Source organism: Rhizobium sp. AP16, from assembly GCF_000281735.1.
GTDB lineage: Bacteria > Pseudomonadota > Alphaproteobacteria > Rhizobiales > Rhizobiaceae > Rhizobium > Rhizobium rhizogenes.
Genome location: NZ_AJVM01000069.1, coordinates 31,236 through 48,567, shown reverse-complemented (window position 1 = coordinate 48,567; position 17,332 = coordinate 31,236). Strand labels below are relative to the sequence as shown.

Here is a 17,332-nt window from a genome sequence, read left to right as displayed (position 1 = left end):
CCTTTAGGCTCGACTCTTTCTAATTTTCATGTCACTCCGCTGCCATGAACCCCGATATCAAAATTTGCGGTCTGAAAACGCCGGAAGCTATGGATCGTGCGCTTGAGCGCGGCGCCACGCATGTCGGTTTTATCTTCTTTGAAAAAAGCCCCCGCTATATAGAGCCCGATCTTGCCGGCAAGCTTGCCGAGCGCGCTCGCGGCAAGGCGAAGATCGTCGCGGTAACTGTCAATCCGACCAATGACGATCTCGATGAGATCATCTCGCTGGTGCGTCCGGATATTCTCCAGCTTCATGGCAATGAAAGCCCGGAGCGTGTGCTGACGATCAAAGCGGTCTATAATCTGCCGGTCATGAAGGCCATGTCGGTGCGTGACGCCGACGATCTGAAGCGGGTCGAAGCCTATATCGGTATTGCCGACCGCTTCCTGTTCGACGCCAAGCCGCCAGCTGGTTCGGAGTTGCCGGGCGGAAACGGCGTGTCTTTCGACTGGAGCCTGATGAGCTGGCTCGACGATCGCGTCGACTACATGCTGTCCGGCGGCGTGAACAAGGATAATTTCGCCCAGGCACTGGCATCCACCAGGGCCACGGGCATCGATCTCTCCTCCGGCGTCGAAAGCGCGCCGGGTGTGAAGGATCCGAAAAAGATCGACGAATTTTTCGACGCTGTTGCAGAAGCATGCCTGCCGGAACCGGCAGCAGGGAGTTAAGAGTGAACCAGACGCCAAAGCTGAATTCCTTCCGCGCCGGTCCCGATGAGGATGGCCGTTTCGGTATTTATGGTGGCCGCTTCGTCGCTGAGACGTTGATGCCGCTGATCCTGGACCTGCAGGAAGAATGGGAAAAGGCGAAGAACGATCCAGCCTTCCAGGCGGAGCTGAAGTCGCTCGGTACCCATTATATCGGCCGCCCGAGCCCGCTTTATTTCGCCGAGCGCCTGACGGCCGAGCTTGGCGGCGCCAAGATCTATTTCAAGCGCGAAGAGCTGAACCATACCGGCTCGCACAAGATCAACAATTGCATCGGCCAGATCCTGCTTGCCAAGCGCATGGGCAAGACCCGCATCATCGCCGAGACCGGCGCCGGCCAGCATGGTGTTGCCTCGGCGACCGTTGCCGCACGCTTCGGCCTGCCCTGCGTCGTCTACATGGGCGCGACCGATGTCGAGCGTCAGGCTCCGAACGTTTTCCGCATGAAGCTTCTGGGCGCCGAAGTCATTCCGGTGACGGCCGGCAGCGGCACGCTGAAGGACGCCATGAACGAGGCTCTTCGCGATTGGGTCACCAATGTCGACGACACCTATTACCTGATCGGCACGGCTGCCGGCCCGCATCCCTATCCGGAAATGGTCCGCGACTTCCAGGCCGTGATCGGCACGGAAGCCAAGCAGCAGATGCTGGAAGCTGAAGGCCGCCTGCCGGATCTCGTTATCGCTGCTGTCGGCGGCGGTTCGAACGCGATCGGCATCTTCCATCCCTTCCTCGATGACGAGAGCGTCAAGATCGTCGGCGTCGAAGCCGGCGGCAAGGGCCTGCAGGGCGACGAGCATTGCGCCTCGATCACCGCCGGTTCGCCCGGCGTACTGCACGGCAACCGCACCTACCTGCTGCAGGACGGCGACGGCCAGATCAAGGAAGGACATTCGATTTCGGCTGGCCTCGACTATCCCGGTATTGGCCCGGAACATTCCTGGCTGAACGATATCGGCCGCGCCGAATATGTGCCGATCATGGACCATGAAGCGCTGGAAGCGTTCCAGACGCTGACGCGCCTTGAAGGCATCATTCCGGCGCTGGAGCCGAGCCACGCCCTCGCCGAAGTCATCAAGCGCGCGCCGAAGATGGGCAAGGACGAGATCATCCTGATGAATCTCTCCGGTCGCGGCGACAAGGACATCTTCACCGTGGCCAAGATTTTGGGAATGTGAGTTAGACATCATGACCGCACGTATGGACAAACGCTTCGCCGCTCTGAAGGCTGAAGGCCGCCCGGCGCTCGTCACCTATTTCATGGGCGGCGATCCCGATTACGACACCTCGCTCGGCATTATGAAGGCGCTGCCGGAAGCCGGCGCCGACGTCATCGAGCTCGGCATGCCCTTTTCCGACCCGATGGCCGACGGCCCGGCGATCCAGCTCGCCGGTCAGCGCGCGCTGAAGGCCGGCCAGACGCTGAAGAAGACGCTGCAGCTCGCCGCCGATTTCCGCAAGACGGACGGCGATACGCCGATCGTGCTGATGGGCTACTACAATCCCATCTATATCTATGGCGTCGAGACCTTCCTCGATGACGCGATCGCCGCCGGTATCGACGGCCTGATCGTTGTCGACCTGCCGCCGGAAATGGATGACGAGCTCTGCATCCCGGCGATCCGCAAGGGCATCAACTTCATCCGCTTGGCAACACCGACCACCGATGAAAAGCGCCTGCCGGCCGTGCTGAAAAATACATCCGGCTTCGTCTATTATGTCTCGATGAACGGCATCACCGGTTCGGCCCTGCCGGATCCGTCGCTGGTCTCCGGTGCCGTCAAGCGCATCAAGCAGCATACCGATCTGCCGGTCTGCGTCGGCTTCGGCGTCAAGACGGCCGAGCATGCGAAGCTTATCGGCGCCTCCGCGGATGGCGTCGTCGTCGGTACGGCGATCGTCAATCAGATCGCCACCAGCCTGACCAAGGACGGCAAGGCCGGCGCCGATACCATCCAGGCCGTTGCGACACTGGTGCGCGGCCTGTCGACGGGAACGCGCTCCGCGCGCCTTGTTGCCGCCGAATAATTTTCCCACAAAGGCTGGCCCCTCAATCCGAAGAGGTTGAAGAAAAGGCCCGTGGGCATTAGTTGACGACTACGATATCGATTAATTCAGTCGATCAGGAGTTTGCGAATTGAACTGGATCACCAACTACGTCCGCCCGCGGATCAATTCCATGCTGGGCCGCCGCGAAGTGCCGGAAAATCTCTGGATCAAGTGCCCGGAGACCGGCGAGATGGTCTTCCACAAGGATCTGGAAGACAATAAGTGGGTTATTCCGGCCTCCGGCTTCCATATGAAGATGCCGGCCAAGGCTCGTCTTGCCGATCTTTTCGACAAGGGCGAATATGAAGCCCTGCAGCAGCCGAAGGTCGCGCAGGACCCGCTGAAGTTCCGCGACTCGAAGAAATACACCGACCGCCTGAAGGACAGCCGCGTCAAGACCGATCAGGAAGACACGATCGTCGCCGGCGTCGGCAAGGTTCGCGGCTTGAAGCTCGTGGCCGTCGTCCATGAGTTCAATTTCATGGGCGGCTCGCTCGGCATTGCCGCAGGTGAAGCGATCGTCAAGGCGTTTGAGCGCGCCATTGCCGAGAAGTGCCCGCTGGTGATGTTCCCGGCTTCGGGCGGCGCCCGCATGCAGGAAGGTATTCTGTCGCTGATGCAGCTGCCGCGCACGACGGTTGCCGTCGACATGCTGAAGGAAGCCGGCCAGCCCTATATCGTCGTCCTGACCAACCCGACAACGGGGGGCGTCACCGCCTCTTACGCCATGCTCGGCGATGTCCATCTGGCGGAGCCGGGCGCGGAAATCTGCTTTGCCGGCAAGCGCGTCATCGAACAGACGATCCGCGAAAAGCTGCCGGAAGGCTTCCAAACCTCGGAATACCTGCTCGAGCACGGCATGGTCGACATGGTCGTCAAGCGCCACGATATCCCCGATACCCTGGCGACGCTTCTGAAGATCCTGACCAAGGCTCCGGCAAATGACGTGTCTGCGAAGAGTCTGAACGGTGCGGCCGCGCCGCTGGTGGCGAACGGCTGACCTGAAACGGATGGCCGAAAGGCGGAGGTGCGGGTGATGGCGATGGATCAATCCGCAGTGAGCGAGGCAGCGCAGGAGATCGACAAGCTGATGGGGCTGCACCCCAAGGGCTACGATCTCTCGCTGGACAGGATCACTCGCCTTCTCGACATCCTCGGCAATCCGCAGAACAAGCTGCCGCCGGTGATCCATGTCGCCGGTACCAATGGCAAGGGCTCGGTGACGGCCTTCTGCCGCGCGCTTCTCGAAGCAGGCGGCTACAGCGTGCATGTCCATACCTCGCCGCATCTCGTCAACTGGCATGAGCGCTACCGCATCGGCGTCAAGGGCGGCCGTGGCGAGCTGGTGGCCGACGCAGTCTTTGCCGAAGTGCTGCGGCGCATCGCCGATGCCAATGGCGGCGAGAAGATCACGGTTTTCGAAATCCTGACGGCGGCCACCTTCACTCTGTTTGCTGAGCATCCGGCCGATGCCGCCGTCATTGAAGTCGGCCTCGGCGGCCGTTTCGACGCTACCAATGTCATTTCCGAACCGGCCGTTTCGGTGATCATGCCGATCTCGCTCGATCACCAGCCCTATCTCGGTGACCGAGTCGAGCTGATCGCCGCCGAAAAGGCGGGGATCATGAAGGCCGGTCGGCCCGTTGTGATTGGTCATCAGGACTATGATGCGGCGCTCGACGTGCTGATATCGACGGCCGAGCGGCTGCGCTGCCCAACCGCCGTCTTCGGCCAGGATTTTTCCGCCCACGAGGAATATGGCCGGCTGGTCTATCAGGACGAATTCGGTCTTGGCGACCTGCCGCTGCCGCGCCTGCCGGGCCGGCATCAATATGCCAACGCCGCCGCCGCTATCCGCGCCGTCAAGGCCGCCGGCTTTACCGTCACCGAGGCGATGATGGAAAAGGCGATGATATCGGTCGAATGGCCGGGCCGCCTCCAACGCCTGACGGAGGGCGAGTTGTTGCCGCACGCCCCGGAAGGTGCGGAAATCTGGGTCGATGGCGGTCACAATCCCGGTGCCGGCGAGGTCATTGCCGAAGCCATGGCCAGTTTCGAGGAGCGTCAGCCACGCCCGCTGTTCCTGATCATCGGCATGATCAACACCAAGGATCCCGTCGGCTATTTCAAGGCTTTCACCGGGCTGGCGGAAAAGGTCTATTGCGTGCCGATCCGTGGCAGCGAGGCGATGATCGATCCGGTCATCCTGGCCAATTCGGCCTATGATGCCGGTCTGGTGGCCGAGCCGATGTCGACGGTTCGCCAGGCACTGGACGAAATCAGGGAACTCGCCGTGCCCAATATGCCGGCGCCACGCATCCTGATCGGCGGCTCGCTCTATCTCGTCGGCGATGTCCTTGCCGACAACGGCACGCCGCCGAAGTAACACGTCCAGTCAATAAAAAGCCCGGACGAGCCGGGCTTTTTGATTCATTCAGTCGATACCTGATCAGGCAGCGGCAGCGCCTTTGATCCAGCTTTCCAGAGCCGATTTTGGCGCGGCGCCAACCTTGATGTCAGCGACTTCGCCGGCCTTGAACATGGCAAGCGTCGGGATCGAGCGAACGCCGAACTGGGCAGCCAGTTCCGGGTTCTCATCGATGTTGAGCTTGGCGACCTTCACCTTGCCTTCGAACTGCTCGGAGAGCTCTTCGAGAGACGGGGCGATCATCTTGCACGGGCCACACCATTCGGCCCAGAAATCAACGATGACGGGCTCTGCGGATTGAAGAACTTCGGAGGCGAAGTTAGCGTTATCGACTTTTACGGTAGCCATAGGCTGCTCCTTTACCGGGATTCGCGGTTGGAATGTATGTGAGGGCGCGGTGCCTCATTTTCAATGATCGGTATTTCACTTTGTCTTGAGCTCCGCAAGCGTCAATGCGAGCGCCTCGCCGGACAGCGTGTGGATCGAGGCATTCTCGGTATAAACGAGCACGCAATCGATGCGCTTGCCTGGATAGAGTGGCGAGAGGATCTCACGATAGATGGCAAGCTGCGCTCGGTGGGCAAAAGGAATCTGCTCGGCTGAGCGCGGCGGCACGCGGTTGGTCTTGTAGTCGAGGATGACGACGCGGTCGTCGAGTACGGTCAGCCGGTCGATGCGGCCGGAGACGGCATAGGCCTGGTCATCGAGCGTCAGCGTGCCCATGATCGAGACTTCGGCCTGGGCATGGGCACTGAAAACGCCCTGTAGTTCCGGGTGTGACAGCAGCGCCATGACGGAGCCGATCAGCGCATCACGCTCCGCTTGCGGCCAGAAGCGTGCGGCCCGTTCGGCATAGCGCCGCGCTGCCTCGGCGCGATCCGCCGACGCGATCTCGGGCAATGTCTGCAACATGCGGTGGATGAAGCGGCCCTTTTCCAGCGAGCGATCCGATTTCGCCTTCTCGGTGAACAGCGGCGAGGTGACCAGCAGATTGTCGGCCTCGTCGTCGATGACGGTGCCGGCGCCGGAAGGGCTGAGCGGCCGGGGCAGGTTTCGCTGCGGTGGCAGCGGCCGGCTGAGCCCGGCAGGCAGCGCTCCGCGATCGACGGTCGTTTCCGCCTGTTCCATGCGCTCGAAACTGCGCTCGACCTGGGAAACGCGCCAGCTCAACCCCTGCCACTCGCCATCCGGCCCCGAGAAGCTGACGGGTGTGCAGCGTTCGCCGTCCTGCCGCAGCGCCGCGGAAATCATGGCGTGCCATGTATCGGCATTCTCACGGATGCCACGATAGCCGCAGATGATCAACCGGTCGGCGGCGCGGGTCATGCCGACATAGAGCAGGCGGCGATATTCCTCTTCCGTCAGCGATTGTAGCCTGGCGGTATCGGCCTGCGTCAATGAATTGGCCAGTGCCGAGACCGGCACCCAGACCGGCAGCGGGATGTCTTGTTTGCCGGTCTCGATCAGCCGCATCTTCGGCAGATGCGTATGGGTAAAGGCCTTGCCGCCGCCGTCGACGAGGAAGACGATTGGCGCCTCCAGGCCCTTGGAGGCGTGCACGGTCATGATCCGCACCTCGTTGCGGCCCTTGTCCTGCTCGCGCTTCACCGTCGGCGCTTCCAGCTCCAGCGTCGAGACGAAGGATTGCAGGCCCGGCAGGCCGGAGGTCTCGTGGTCGAGCGTGAAAGTCAGGAATTCGTCGAGAATATCGCTGACCTCGGTCCCGAGCCGCGCCAGAAACTGCCGCCGGCCACCGAAACTGCCAAGCACGCGGGCATAGAAATCATGCACGGACAGACTTTTCGACAAGGCGAGAAAGGTTTTAAGCCGGTCGACCGCATGACGGAACCGCTCATTGCCGTCATCGGCGAATTTCTGCAGGTGGTTCCACACGCTTTCATCGCTGCCGCGAAGGGCCGCGACCGCAAAGACATCGTCCTCACCGAGATCGAACAGCGGGCTCTTCAAAAGAGCCGAGAGCGACAGGTCGTCTTCCGGCAGCAGCAGAAAACGGCCAAGCGCCAGAAGATCCTGAATGGCGATATGGCTGGTCAGCACCAACCGGTCGGCGCCGGCAACGGGGATATTGTTGCGTCGCTTGAGCGCCCGGGTCAGCGCATTGACGAAGCTGTCGCGCTTGCGCACCAGCACGAGAATGTCGCCAGCCTCGATGAAACGGGCCTTGCCCTTTTCGATGATCGTCTCGCGGCCGATGAGATTGCCGATCGTCTGCGCCATGCGCCGCGCCAAGATTGCCGCCGGCGCACTTTCAGGCGTCGAATCGAACGGTGCCGTCCAATCCTCTTCCTTCGCTGCAGGCTCCGGCGCGATCATCTCCCAGAGATCGACTGCCCCGGGATGGCCGATGCGGCTGGAGCGATGCACCACAGGTTCGTCGACAGCGCTCAGCCCCCGGGCATTTTCCGGTGCGGTGAAGACATGGTCGACGGCGGCGAGCACATCGGCGGTCGAGCGGAAGGAGAGCGGCAGGCGGATCGAGGAAAACTGCTGGCCGCTGGTCGCCACCCGCCGTCGCGTCCGGTCGCTTTCCTCGGAAAAACGTTCGGGTCGCGCACCCTGGAAGGAATAGATCGACTGCTTCTCGTCGCCGACCGCGAAGATGGTCCTCAGCGTCTGCCGCGCGCTTTCGCCAGAGAAGAAATCCTCCGCCAGCGACTGGATGACGCTCCATTGGATCGGGCTGGTATCCTGCGCCTCGTCGACGAGAATATGGTCGATGCCCTGATCCAGTTTGTAGTGGATCCAGGGGCCGACATCCTTCTTGGTCAGAAGATCGGCGGTGCGGGTAATCAGGTCTTCGAAGTCGAGCTGGCTGCGGCGCTTCTTCAGCTCTTCATAGTCGCGGTTCAGCCGGTCGGCCAGAACGAGTGCCGCGCGGGTGGCGCGGTACATCCGCATCAGCTTCAGCCGGTCGCGGCAGGTGACGACATGGGCGCGGGCAGCAGCCACTGCCTCGGCAAGCGCGGGGGCATCAGCCAGCATCGCCTTGACGAAAAACTGGCTGTCGGATTTCGGCTCGCCCTTGCCGGTCAGCATCACCTTTTCGAGGATCTCCGCGCGGGCGACCGGGTGCGTCTCACGCTTGGCGAGACGCAGTGCATAGGCAACCTCTTGCGCCTTCGCGCCGCCCTTCTGGTCGGCAAGCGTGAGATAAAGCTCGAGCGTTGCGCCGGAAAGGCCGGGCAGCGGCCAATATTGCTCTGCGATGCCGGCTTCCGTGTCTCCGGCGGAAAGGCCGAGCCGGGCGAGTAGCGCGGCGTCAATCCCGCCTTTCCGCTCTGCGTCAGTGGTGAAGCGGCGGATGGCGTTACGCTTGGCGACGATATCGCCCAGCAGCGTCTCCAGGCCGGATTCGTCGCCGAGATCCAGCACATAGGAAAAGGCTTCCGCAAGCTCGGCATCCCGCTGCGGCGTTGTCGCCGTCAGCAACGACCGGCGGGCGTCATCGAGTAGGGTTGCGGCGGCGCGGTCATCGAGAACGGAAAAATGCCCTGCGACATTGGCCTCCAGCGGAAATTGATGCAGCAGCGCCTCACAGAAGGCGTGGATCGTCTGGATCTTCAGCCCGCCCGGTGTCTCCAGCGCCTTGGCGAAGAGACGCCGAGCCTCGGCGAGCTTAAACAGATCCGGCTCCGCACCCTCGATCTCGGCAATCCGCGCCTTCAACTCCTCGTCCGACAAGGTTGCCCAGGCGGCCAGTCGGTCGAAGACGCGGTTCGACATTTCGGAGGCAGCGGCCTTGGTATAGGTCAGGCAGAGAATGGCCGAGGGACGTGCGCCAGCGAGCAGCAGGCGAATGACGCGCTGCGTCAGCACATGCGTCTTGCCCGAACCGGCATTGGCCGAGACCCAGGCGGAGCGCTCGGGGTCGGAGGCGATGGATTGCTGCACTGTCGTCCAGCCGATCCAGGCGCCGGCATCGTCGCTCTCGGGCAGGGCGGCCAGTTCGTTAGCGGGAAGGTCACTCATCGCCGCCCCCCTCCTGTTCGGTCTCCGCCGTCGACCATTCCGAGACGCGGGCGAGGTGATCGTAATCGCCGCCATATTCGAATTGTTGCGCCGGGATCAGCCGTGATGAGAAGCCCTTTTCGCCGGATTGCAGCAGGGAGACGAACTTGACGAGCTGGTCCATCGACTCCTGCGCCAGGTCCAGAGCCGATTTTGTTTCCGTCTTCCCGCCACGACTGGAAAGCTCGTTGTTGACCTGATCGACCTTGAAGCGGTCGCCGGGCCTCAGCCGGACATAAAGCAGATTTTCCGGGACGAGCGCGTCGATATCGCGGAAGGCGCCGGCCTTGAGCGCATAGGCTTCCAGGGCCAATTGCGGATCGAGCAGCGTGCGGGCCTGCGCCGGCGAGGGATTGTAGCCGGTCTTGTAGTCGATAATATCGGCGGCCTTGCCACCCTTGAAGTCGATGCGGTCGGCGACGCCGGTGAGCCGGATGCCGATCGGCTCGATCTGAACGCCGGCCGGGACTTCCGTTGCCGTCTTGCGGATCTCCGGCCGCCGCTCCGCTTCCCAGATAAGAAACGCACGCGCCACTTCGCGGAAACGCGGCCGCCAGACGCTGTCGATGTGAACAGGCAATTGCTCTGCGTCGAACAATTCGGTGAGGATGTGATCCATAGCCAGCGATGCATCCGGCGTGCCGGCAATATGGCCTTCGCGGATAAAGCGGTCGATGATCTTGTGATAGAGCGTGCCGCGCTCGGCCGGACCGGGATCGCGGTTGAACGGGTCGATCGGATCGAGCCGCAGCACGCGCCGGGCATAGATCGCGTAGGGGTCACGGCGCAGACGGCCGACCTCGCTGAAGGAGTAGCTTTTCGGCTGCAGTTCGGCGGGCGGTCTCGGCGCCGGCCTCTGCGCCGGGGCTTGGTTCTCGCCCTGATCGATCATCCCGGCCCAATGGCGATATTGATCGCCGCGCGCCTTCAATTCGCTTGTAAAAGCCTTGCCGCCCAGCGCTATCAGTCGCTGCAGCCAGCGTGACGCCACGGTCGGAGTCGAGCCTTGTCGCAATGCGCGCGAATAGATCAGGTCGCACGTGCCGTTTGCCATTTCGAAATCGTGGGCAAGCTGGCCGATGCGCCGCTCCGGCGGCTCCAGGCCGATCTCGGTCTTCATGGTGCGGGAAATGAAGGGATTGTTGGCGGTCTGTCCCGGCCAGGAGCCTTCGTTCAAGCCGCCGAGGATCAGCGTATCGACGCTTTGCAGGCGTGCTTCCAGCGTGCCGAAGATGAACAGGCGCGGATGGCTCAAGGCGCGTGGCTTGACCGCTTGGCCCGCACAAAGCGCTGCCATGATATCGATCCATTGCGGTCCGTCCGCTTCGAGCTGCCCGTCAGTATCGATGATTTCCTTCAGCAGGCTGGCGAGCGTATCGCCTGCCTCGCCGGACCAGAGTGCAGCCAGACTGCCGCGCTCATCTATGGCGACGGCTTCCAGCGCCCGGCCCGTGCGTTCGGCCCATTCGGAAAGGGTGGGGAGGCCGTCAGACGATTGCTGCGAAAGCGCGGATGCTAGCGGCTCGCATGCTCCGCTGACTTGGCGTGCCAGTTCGCGCGCCCGGTCCACCGCTTCGGGGGCCAGGGATTTGCGCCATTGCGGCGTATGGCGGTTCTTCGCCTGTTCGGCAAGCTGCCGGTCGAGCAGCGGTTCCAGCGCGCCGATGTCGACATCGGCGATGCCGCCCCTCAACGCCAGGATTTCCAGCGCGTCGACGCCGAGCTGCAATGCGTCCTGCGGAAGGCCGAAGCGGGCGAGGGGATGCTTGAGCAGCGAAACGATAGCAACGGGATCGCCGGGGCGAAGCGTGGCTTCGAGCAGCAATTGCAAGAGCGCGCCCTGCGGCGTCGCGGTCAGCGGCGTGCCGGCCGAATCGTCGGCGGTGATGCCGAAGCGTGCCAGCTCCGCCGTCACCCGCCGCGCCAGATTGCGGTCCGGCGTGATCAACGCCGCCTGGCTTTCGCCGCCATCCTGCCCCGGCTTTTCCAGCGCCAGACGCAAGGCGATGGCAATCGCCGTTGCCTCCTCGCGCTCGTTGGCCGCCTCGATCAGGGCAACATCGGCAAAGGCGTTGCTGATCGCGTCGGGCGCAAGTGTTTGCTGCCATGCCCCCCAGCCGCTCGTCGCTTTCGCGGGCGCCAAGGCACGCGACAGGACCTCAGCGCGCATCTGCATGTCTTCGGTCGCCTCGGCAACGGTTTCGACCTCGCTTCGGGGCGTGTGCAGCCGCTTCAACAGCAGCGACAGGCCATATTGCGAGTGGCTGCGCGTCGTCGGATCGACCCTTTCGCCGATGCCGGTTTCCGGCGCAACAAGCTGCCAGTCCTCTTCCGGCATGGACAGATCGAGCCCTGGCAGGACGATGACCCCCTGCGGTAGTGAGGCGACGGCCGCGATCAGCTCCGCCGTTGCCGGCACCGAACCGGTCGAGCCGGCGATGATGATCGGGCCGGCATGCTGCATGATGGCGATCCGCTGCGCCTCGGCGCGCAGAATGGCGTTGCGGTGCCGGGCGGGCGAGGATTTGCCAAGCTCCTCCAGCCGGGCCGGCCAGAAGGCACTGGCGATCTGCAGGAATTCGGCGGTCAGCTGCCACCAGAGTGCATGATCCTCGGTGCTGAGATCGCCAAGGGCTGCCCAGTCGCGATCCTCGGTCTCAATGGAATCGATGAGTTCGGCGAGATTGCGGGCAAGCCAGATGGCATCGGCTGGGCTTGCGGGCGCAACCAGCGGCGAGTCCGAATGGATGTCGCGGACGATCTGCGGCAGCTTGTTGCGCCAGGCAAGGATCAGCCGCGCCAGTTCCAGCAGCCGTGCGGTATTGGCAAGCGGCTGTGCCAGATCGGCGGTCGCCGGCAGCGCTTCCTCGAAATAACCACTGTCGTCGTCGGTCTCGCCGAGTGGACGGATCACCGGCAGGATGGCGGAACGGCCGCCGAGCAGGTCGACGAATTCCGAGCGTAATACGCGCGCCGCGCGCCGTGTCGGCAGGAAGATCGTGACCTTGGCGAGCGATAGCGGATCGCTCGGATCATGACGGAAATGCTCGGTCAGCCGGCCGTCGCAAAGAGCGCTGGCAAGGGTCTTCAGGAAAGGCAGGCCCGCCGGGATCGTCAGGATGCGTTTCCGGTGGCCGCCCGTCATCGTCTCACGCAAACGCCCGGAAAGTCCGGATCGTCTCCTCCGCCTCGCCGACTGCCTCCGGCGTGCCGACGGTCAGCCAATGGCCGTCGAGCATGGTGCCATAGAGCCGGCCCGTGGCAATCGACTTGTCGTAATAGGTGTTGACGTTGAAGGCATCATCAGGCGCATCGTCGAGAACGGCTGGGGTCATGACCAGCGTACCTGCATAGACGACGCCATTCTGAGCGACATCGCGATAGCGCGAAAGCCGGCCGTCTTCAGCCAGACCGAAATCGTTCTTGCCATTATGGCCGGTGGTCTTTTCGAGCGCGACACAGAGCATGGCCATGTCCATGCGCTCGGCATCGAAGAATCCGGCTAGGCGTTGCAGATTGGTGGGGCGACCCCGTGTTTCACCGATCCAGAAGAGATCCGAATTCATGACGAAAACCGGGTCACGGCCCAGAAGCTTCAACCCCTTGGCCAGCCCGCCACCATTGTTCATCAGCGCGTCGCGCTCGTCGGATATCAGGATCTCGAGCCCACGATAGTTGCGCAGATGCATCTCCATCTGATCGGCATGGTGATGGACATTGACCACCACCTGCTCAACGCCGGCTTCCGCCAGCGCGTCCAGCGCATAATCGATCATCGGCTTGCCGGCGATCTTTACCAGCGGTTTAGGGATGGTGTCGGTGATCGGGCGCATGCGGGTTCCGAGCCCCGCGGCCAGCACCATGGCTTGTCTGATGGTCATCTCGTCTCGAACTCGTGATTCGGCTGCTGTCTTCCTTTAGCATAACGCCGGAAAACCGTCGCCCGGTCTCGGGGCGTTATGCCTCGCCTATTCCGGCCTTCGCGCACCAGTCGCGCAAGGGCGCAAGCGCTTCGTGCTCAAAAGCGATGGCGAGATAGCTGAGCGTACGCGGCATATGCTTCAGATAGCCGGGCTTGCCGTCGCGCTGCAGCAGCCGCACCCAGAGGCCGGCGAGCTTGCAATTGCGCTGCGCCGACATGATCGCCCAGCTCTTCAGGAACCCGGCTTCATCGAAATTGCCCTGGGCACGCCGGAGCGACAGGTAATCGTCCATCAGCCGGTCGTGCAAAGGCCGTTCGATGGTGACGCGCGCATCCTGGACGATTGAGGCGAGGTCATAGGCCGTTGGCCCGATCATCGCGTCCTGGAAATCGATAAGGCCGACGCGCTGGATGCCTTTTTCCTTCGCCCGCCAGATTATGTTCGGCGAGTGGAAGTCGCGCAGCAGCAGGCTCTTTTCAGCGCCGTCCAGTTGATCGATCAGAGCGTCCCAGATTGCCAGATAGTCGGCGCGCGCTTCGTCGCTGGCCGGCGTGCCGCGTTTCCAGGGCAGGTGCCAGTCGATCAGCAACCGTGCTTCCATTTTCATGGCCGTGCGGTCGAAATCGGGGACATGATGGATATGGCCAGGTGTAACGGGAATATCTCGTGGAATGGCCAAGCCGTGCAAATGAGCAAGACAGGCGACACCGGCACGATAGCGCTCGGCAATCGGCCTGCCTTCTTCGTCGAGCACGCCCTCGCTGCCGAGATCCTCGATCAGCAGGATACCTTGGTCGTAGTCGACCGCGAAGATCTCTGGCGCGGCAAAGCCGTTCTTACGCAGCTCATTGGCGATCGCGACGAAAGGATAGGCGTCTTCGGCCAGATGCGCGACCTTGGGATAGGGTTTGCCGTCGAGCACCGCCGGTCCCTCCGGCAGGCGCGGCCAGTCCATCAGGATCACTTGGTTGCCGCCGCCCTGCGGATAGATCGATTCATAGGCGCGCAGTGACGCATCGCCCGTCAGAAACCGGCGCTCGGCTCCGGCATAGCCGTTGGCATCGAGAAAAGCGCGGATCGCCAGGACGCGCTGGATGCGAGCCGACTGCTTGGCAGGCGCCACGATCGTTGCCCGGCGTCCTTCGGCTTCATGTTCCAGCTTGAGGTCGATGCGCTCTTTCGGCAGCTCGCTTTCGGCCATCTCAGGCCATTCCACCAGGCAGATGCCGGTCTGCAGCGCCTCGTCGAAGCCGAGTTCGGCGAGTTCGCTGGGGTCGCCCAAACGATAGAGATCGAAATGCGAAACCGGGATGCGCAGCTCGTAGGATTGTACCAGCGTGAAGGTCGGGCTTGGAACGTCGAGATCGGCATCGTCGGCCAGGGCGCGTAACAGGGCGCGGGCAAGCGACGATTTCCCTGCGCCGAGATCGCCCGACAGCGCCACGCAATCGCCGACCTTCAATGCCAGCGCCAGATCCTCGCCGAGCCGTGTGGTCGCCGCGTCGTCTGCCAGGAAAAGGGAGATGCTGGTGTTTGCTGCTGTCATTCTGCTGCGACGGAGTGCGGCGATTCGGCGGAAGGGATCCGGCAGTTGACCGTAGTTCCCTTGCCCGGCTGACTTTCGATCGAGACCTGGCCGTCATGCAGGCTGACGAAGCTTTCGACGATGGAGAGGCCGAGGCCCGCACCGCTGCGTTTGCCGCCCTTGCCGCTCGAGGCGAAGCGGTTGAACACCGTTCGCATGATCTCTTCCGAAATGCCCGGACCCTTGTCGGCAACCGAGAAGACGAAATCCGTGCCGTCGCGGCCGCATTTGAGCGCGATGGTCGATCCCTCGGGCGCGAAATTGGCAGCATTGGTCAAAAGCTTGAGCAGGATCTGCTTCAGCCGCTGCTGGTCGGCGACGACGGAGCCGAGATGGGCGGGCACGGTGATTTCCAGCGTCACGCCGCTTTCCTGCAGCCGGTCGGCGATCTGCATCGACACTTCATCGAGAAGGTCGTCGAGCGCAATCTCGGAATAGTTCAGCCGCATGATGCCGGCGTCGACGGTCGCCAGATCGAGAATGTCGTTGACCAGCGTCAGGAGGACCGCGGACGAGGTGGAGATATGGTCGATATATTCCGCCTGCCGGTCGTTCAGCGAGCCAATGCCGGGCGTTTTCAGGAGATCGGTGAAGCCGATGATGTTGGTCAGCGGCGAACGCAGTTCGTAGGACACATGCTGGACGAAATCGTTCTTCAGCTCGTCGGCCTTCAGCAGCGCTTCGTTCTTTTCGGTAAGCGCCCGCTCGGCCCGCACGCTGTCGGTCTTGTTGACGAAGGTCAGCATGGTCTGCGCGTTCGGCAGCGGAATGACGGCATAGTCGAGGACGAGGTTGGAATAGAGCTCGAGCGTACCCTGTGACGACGGACGTTCATCGTCGAAACTGGTGATCTGCTCGGCAAACCGCTTCCAGCCATCCGGCCGATCATAGGAGGGCGCGCAGGCTTCGGCCAGCGTCTGGATATGCGTGCCGGGCTTTGCCTGGATTTCGGTGATGTTCCAGAGGATGCGAAACGCCGGGTTGGAGAGGCGAATGCGGCCATCCGGGCCGAAGACGGCCACACCTTCGGAAAGGTGGTCGATGGTCTCGCCCTGCACCACGACCAGCGTGTTGTAGCGCGTTTCGAGATCGACCTGTTCGGTCAGGTTTTCGAACACCCAGGTGGCGCCACCCTGCGGATGGGCGGTGGCGAAGACGCGCAGGATCTGGCCGTTCGGCAGGTGCCAGAGGTCGGATTGCGTATCGAGCGCGCGGTAGACGGAGAGAACGCCGTCTTTCCAGGTCTTCCAGTTCAGCTGTTCCGGCAGCTTCTTGGCGCTGCGCAGCCGATCCAATAGCTCGCTATTATCCGGCTTCTTCTCGAGGAAGGCGATGTCGAGTTCCCAGAGCTGAACGAAGGCCTGATTGTAGAATTGCAGCCGCCGGTCGCCGTCGAAGATCGCGACAGGTGTCGCCAGGTGATCGAGCGTTTCGGCATGGCTCTTCAGCGTGCGTTCCAGCTCGGCGCGCACCGTCTCGGTCTCGGAAACGTCGATAGCCATGCCGGCCGAACCGTTCGGCAATTTAACGTCGATGACATCGAAGAAGGTGCGGTTGCCGTGAACGACGGTGGAAATCTTGTCGTGGAAGGGGGATTCCGGCGTGGCGGAAGCGCGAATGCGCTCGCGGGCGACGGTGGTCAGGAATTCGCGGCCTTCGCGAAGAGCCTCATCCGGCGACGCGGCCTCGACCGCTTCGCCATAGGCATGGTTGACCCAGGTGAGCTGGCCGTCGGCGTCGCGTTGCCAGACCGGCAGGTCGATGGCATCAAGCAGGTTCTGGAAGGCGGAGATCGAGGTCATAAGCCGTTCGCGCTCGATCTTCAGCTCGGCCAGTTCTGCGCGCAGATTGTTGAGCGCGATGAAGCGGACGAAGGCGCGGCCGCCGGAGATGCGGCCCTGGGCTTCCAGGATCTCTTCGCGGTTCGTTTCGACCACGATGTCGAAGCTCTGGCCGCTGCCACGCAGCTTGTCGATCGCCTTTTCCAGCTCGCCTGCCGACCAAGATTTCATCCAGCGGCCGAAAGCGAGAAATTCGTTGTCCTGCGGTGCGCCGGTCTCGACGGGCAGCTGGCCCAGCAGCTCCGGCCGTGCGTTCTGGCCGTCCCAGATAATAATGCGGCGGTTCTTGTCAGCGATCAGTGCCTGGTATTGCGAGATGCGCTGGTTGGCATCGGAAAGGGCTGTGCGGATTTCGCGGCTCTCGCTTTCCAGGTTGCCGCGCTGACGAACCATCCAGACGGTCGACAGCAGCGCTGCGGAAATTACGCCGATGATGACGGAGAAGACTGCCATTTCGGAGGAGGTGAAGAGGCGAACCACCGCCGGCGAGGCTGCGCTGGTCTGCGCCAGAACAGGACCCGCCAGGCCAGTTGCAATGCCACCAAAAACGCTGAGGCGCAGCAGGCGCGCCAACGAGGCCAATGGGCGCATATCCCCGCGCCACTTCATCCAGGGTAAAAGCATATATGCGCCGCCCTGCCGCCGCCGCACAGATGCCTTTTCGGGCATCGCCGACTCAAGCAGGTTGTCTTTCGCTTCAGACATAAGCGGTCTGTCTCCGTCCT

At 62.7% G+C, this 17,332-nt stretch carries 11 protein-coding genes; 5 read left to right on the top strand and 6 right to left on the bottom strand.

Annotation, left to right across the window (positions count from 1 at the left end; all coding sequences use genetic code 11):
* The first annotated feature begins 44 nt into the window (after positions 1 to 44).
* The 5 genes from PMI03_RS22605 (at position 45) to PMI03_RS22585 (ending at position 5,187) form a co-directional block, all read left to right on the top strand.
* The gene (locus PMI03_RS22605; RefSeq protein WP_007698619.1) at positions 45 to 713 is read left to right on the top strand and encodes a phosphoribosylanthranilate isomerase; all 669 of its coding nucleotides are present in this window, start codon (positions 45 to 47) and stop codon (positions 711 to 713) included.
* A gap of 2 nt (positions 714 to 715) precedes the next feature.
* Entirely contained in the window at positions 716 to 1,930 is a 1,215-nt protein-coding gene (gene trpB, locus PMI03_RS22600; RefSeq protein ID WP_007698616.1) for a tryptophan synthase subunit beta, read from the top strand.
* A 10-nt stretch (positions 1,931 to 1,940) separates the two neighbouring features.
* A complete protein-coding gene (trpA, locus tag PMI03_RS22595; RefSeq protein WP_007698614.1) occupies positions 1,941 to 2,780 on the top strand; it encodes a tryptophan synthase subunit alpha in 840 nt (279 codons plus the stop codon).
* Positions 2,781 to 2,889: 109 nt separating this feature from the next.
* Positions 2,890 to 3,801, top strand: a complete 912-nt coding sequence (accD, locus tag PMI03_RS22590) for an acetyl-CoA carboxylase, carboxyltransferase subunit beta (RefSeq protein ID WP_007698612.1) — start codon at positions 2,890 to 2,892, stop codon at positions 3,799 to 3,801.
* Positions 3,802 to 3,837: 36 nt separating this feature from the next.
* Entirely contained in the window at positions 3,838 to 5,187 is a 1,350-nt protein-coding gene (locus PMI03_RS22585; RefSeq protein ID WP_007698610.1) for a folylpolyglutamate synthase/dihydrofolate synthase family protein, read from the top strand.
* A gap of 63 nt (positions 5,188 to 5,250) precedes the next feature.
* On the opposite strand, the gene trxA is transcribed toward PMI03_RS22585, so the two are convergent.
* The 6 genes from trxA to PMI03_RS22555 form a co-directional block, all read right to left on the bottom strand.
* Entirely contained in the window at positions 5,251 to 5,577 is a 327-nt protein-coding gene (trxA, locus tag PMI03_RS22580) for a thioredoxin (protein ID WP_007698608.1), read from the bottom strand.
* 75 nt (positions 5,578 to 5,652) lie between these two features.
* Entirely contained in the window at positions 5,653 to 9,219 is a 3,567-nt protein-coding gene (gene addA, locus PMI03_RS22575; RefSeq protein WP_007698606.1) for a double-strand break repair helicase AddA, read from the bottom strand.
* Entirely contained in the window at positions 9,212 to 12,403 is a 3,192-nt protein-coding gene (gene addB / locus PMI03_RS22570; RefSeq protein WP_007698604.1) for a double-strand break repair protein AddB, read from the bottom strand. The genes addA and addB overlap by 8 nt, the downstream gene beginning before the upstream one ends.
* A gap of 4 nt (positions 12,404 to 12,407) precedes the next feature.
* Positions 12,408 to 13,139: a nucleotidyltransferase family protein gene (locus PMI03_RS22565; protein ID WP_007698602.1), complete on the bottom strand. Its 732-nt coding sequence runs from the start codon at positions 13,137 to 13,139 to the stop codon at positions 12,408 to 12,410.
* A 76-nt stretch (positions 13,140 to 13,215) separates the two neighbouring features.
* On the bottom strand, positions 13,216 to 14,727 hold the full coding sequence (locus PMI03_RS22560; RefSeq protein WP_007698600.1) for a bifunctional tRNA (adenosine(37)-N6)-threonylcarbamoyltransferase complex ATPase subunit type 1 TsaE/phosphotransferase: 1,512 nt from the start codon (positions 14,725 to 14,727) through the stop codon (positions 13,216 to 13,218).
* Positions 14,724 to 17,198, bottom strand: a complete 2,475-nt coding sequence (locus tag PMI03_RS22555) for an ATP-binding protein (RefSeq protein ID WP_374193303.1) — start codon at positions 17,196 to 17,198, stop codon at positions 14,724 to 14,726. The genes PMI03_RS22560 and PMI03_RS22555 overlap by 4 nt, the downstream gene beginning before the upstream one ends.
* Positions 17,199 to 17,332: the final 134 nt, after the last annotated feature.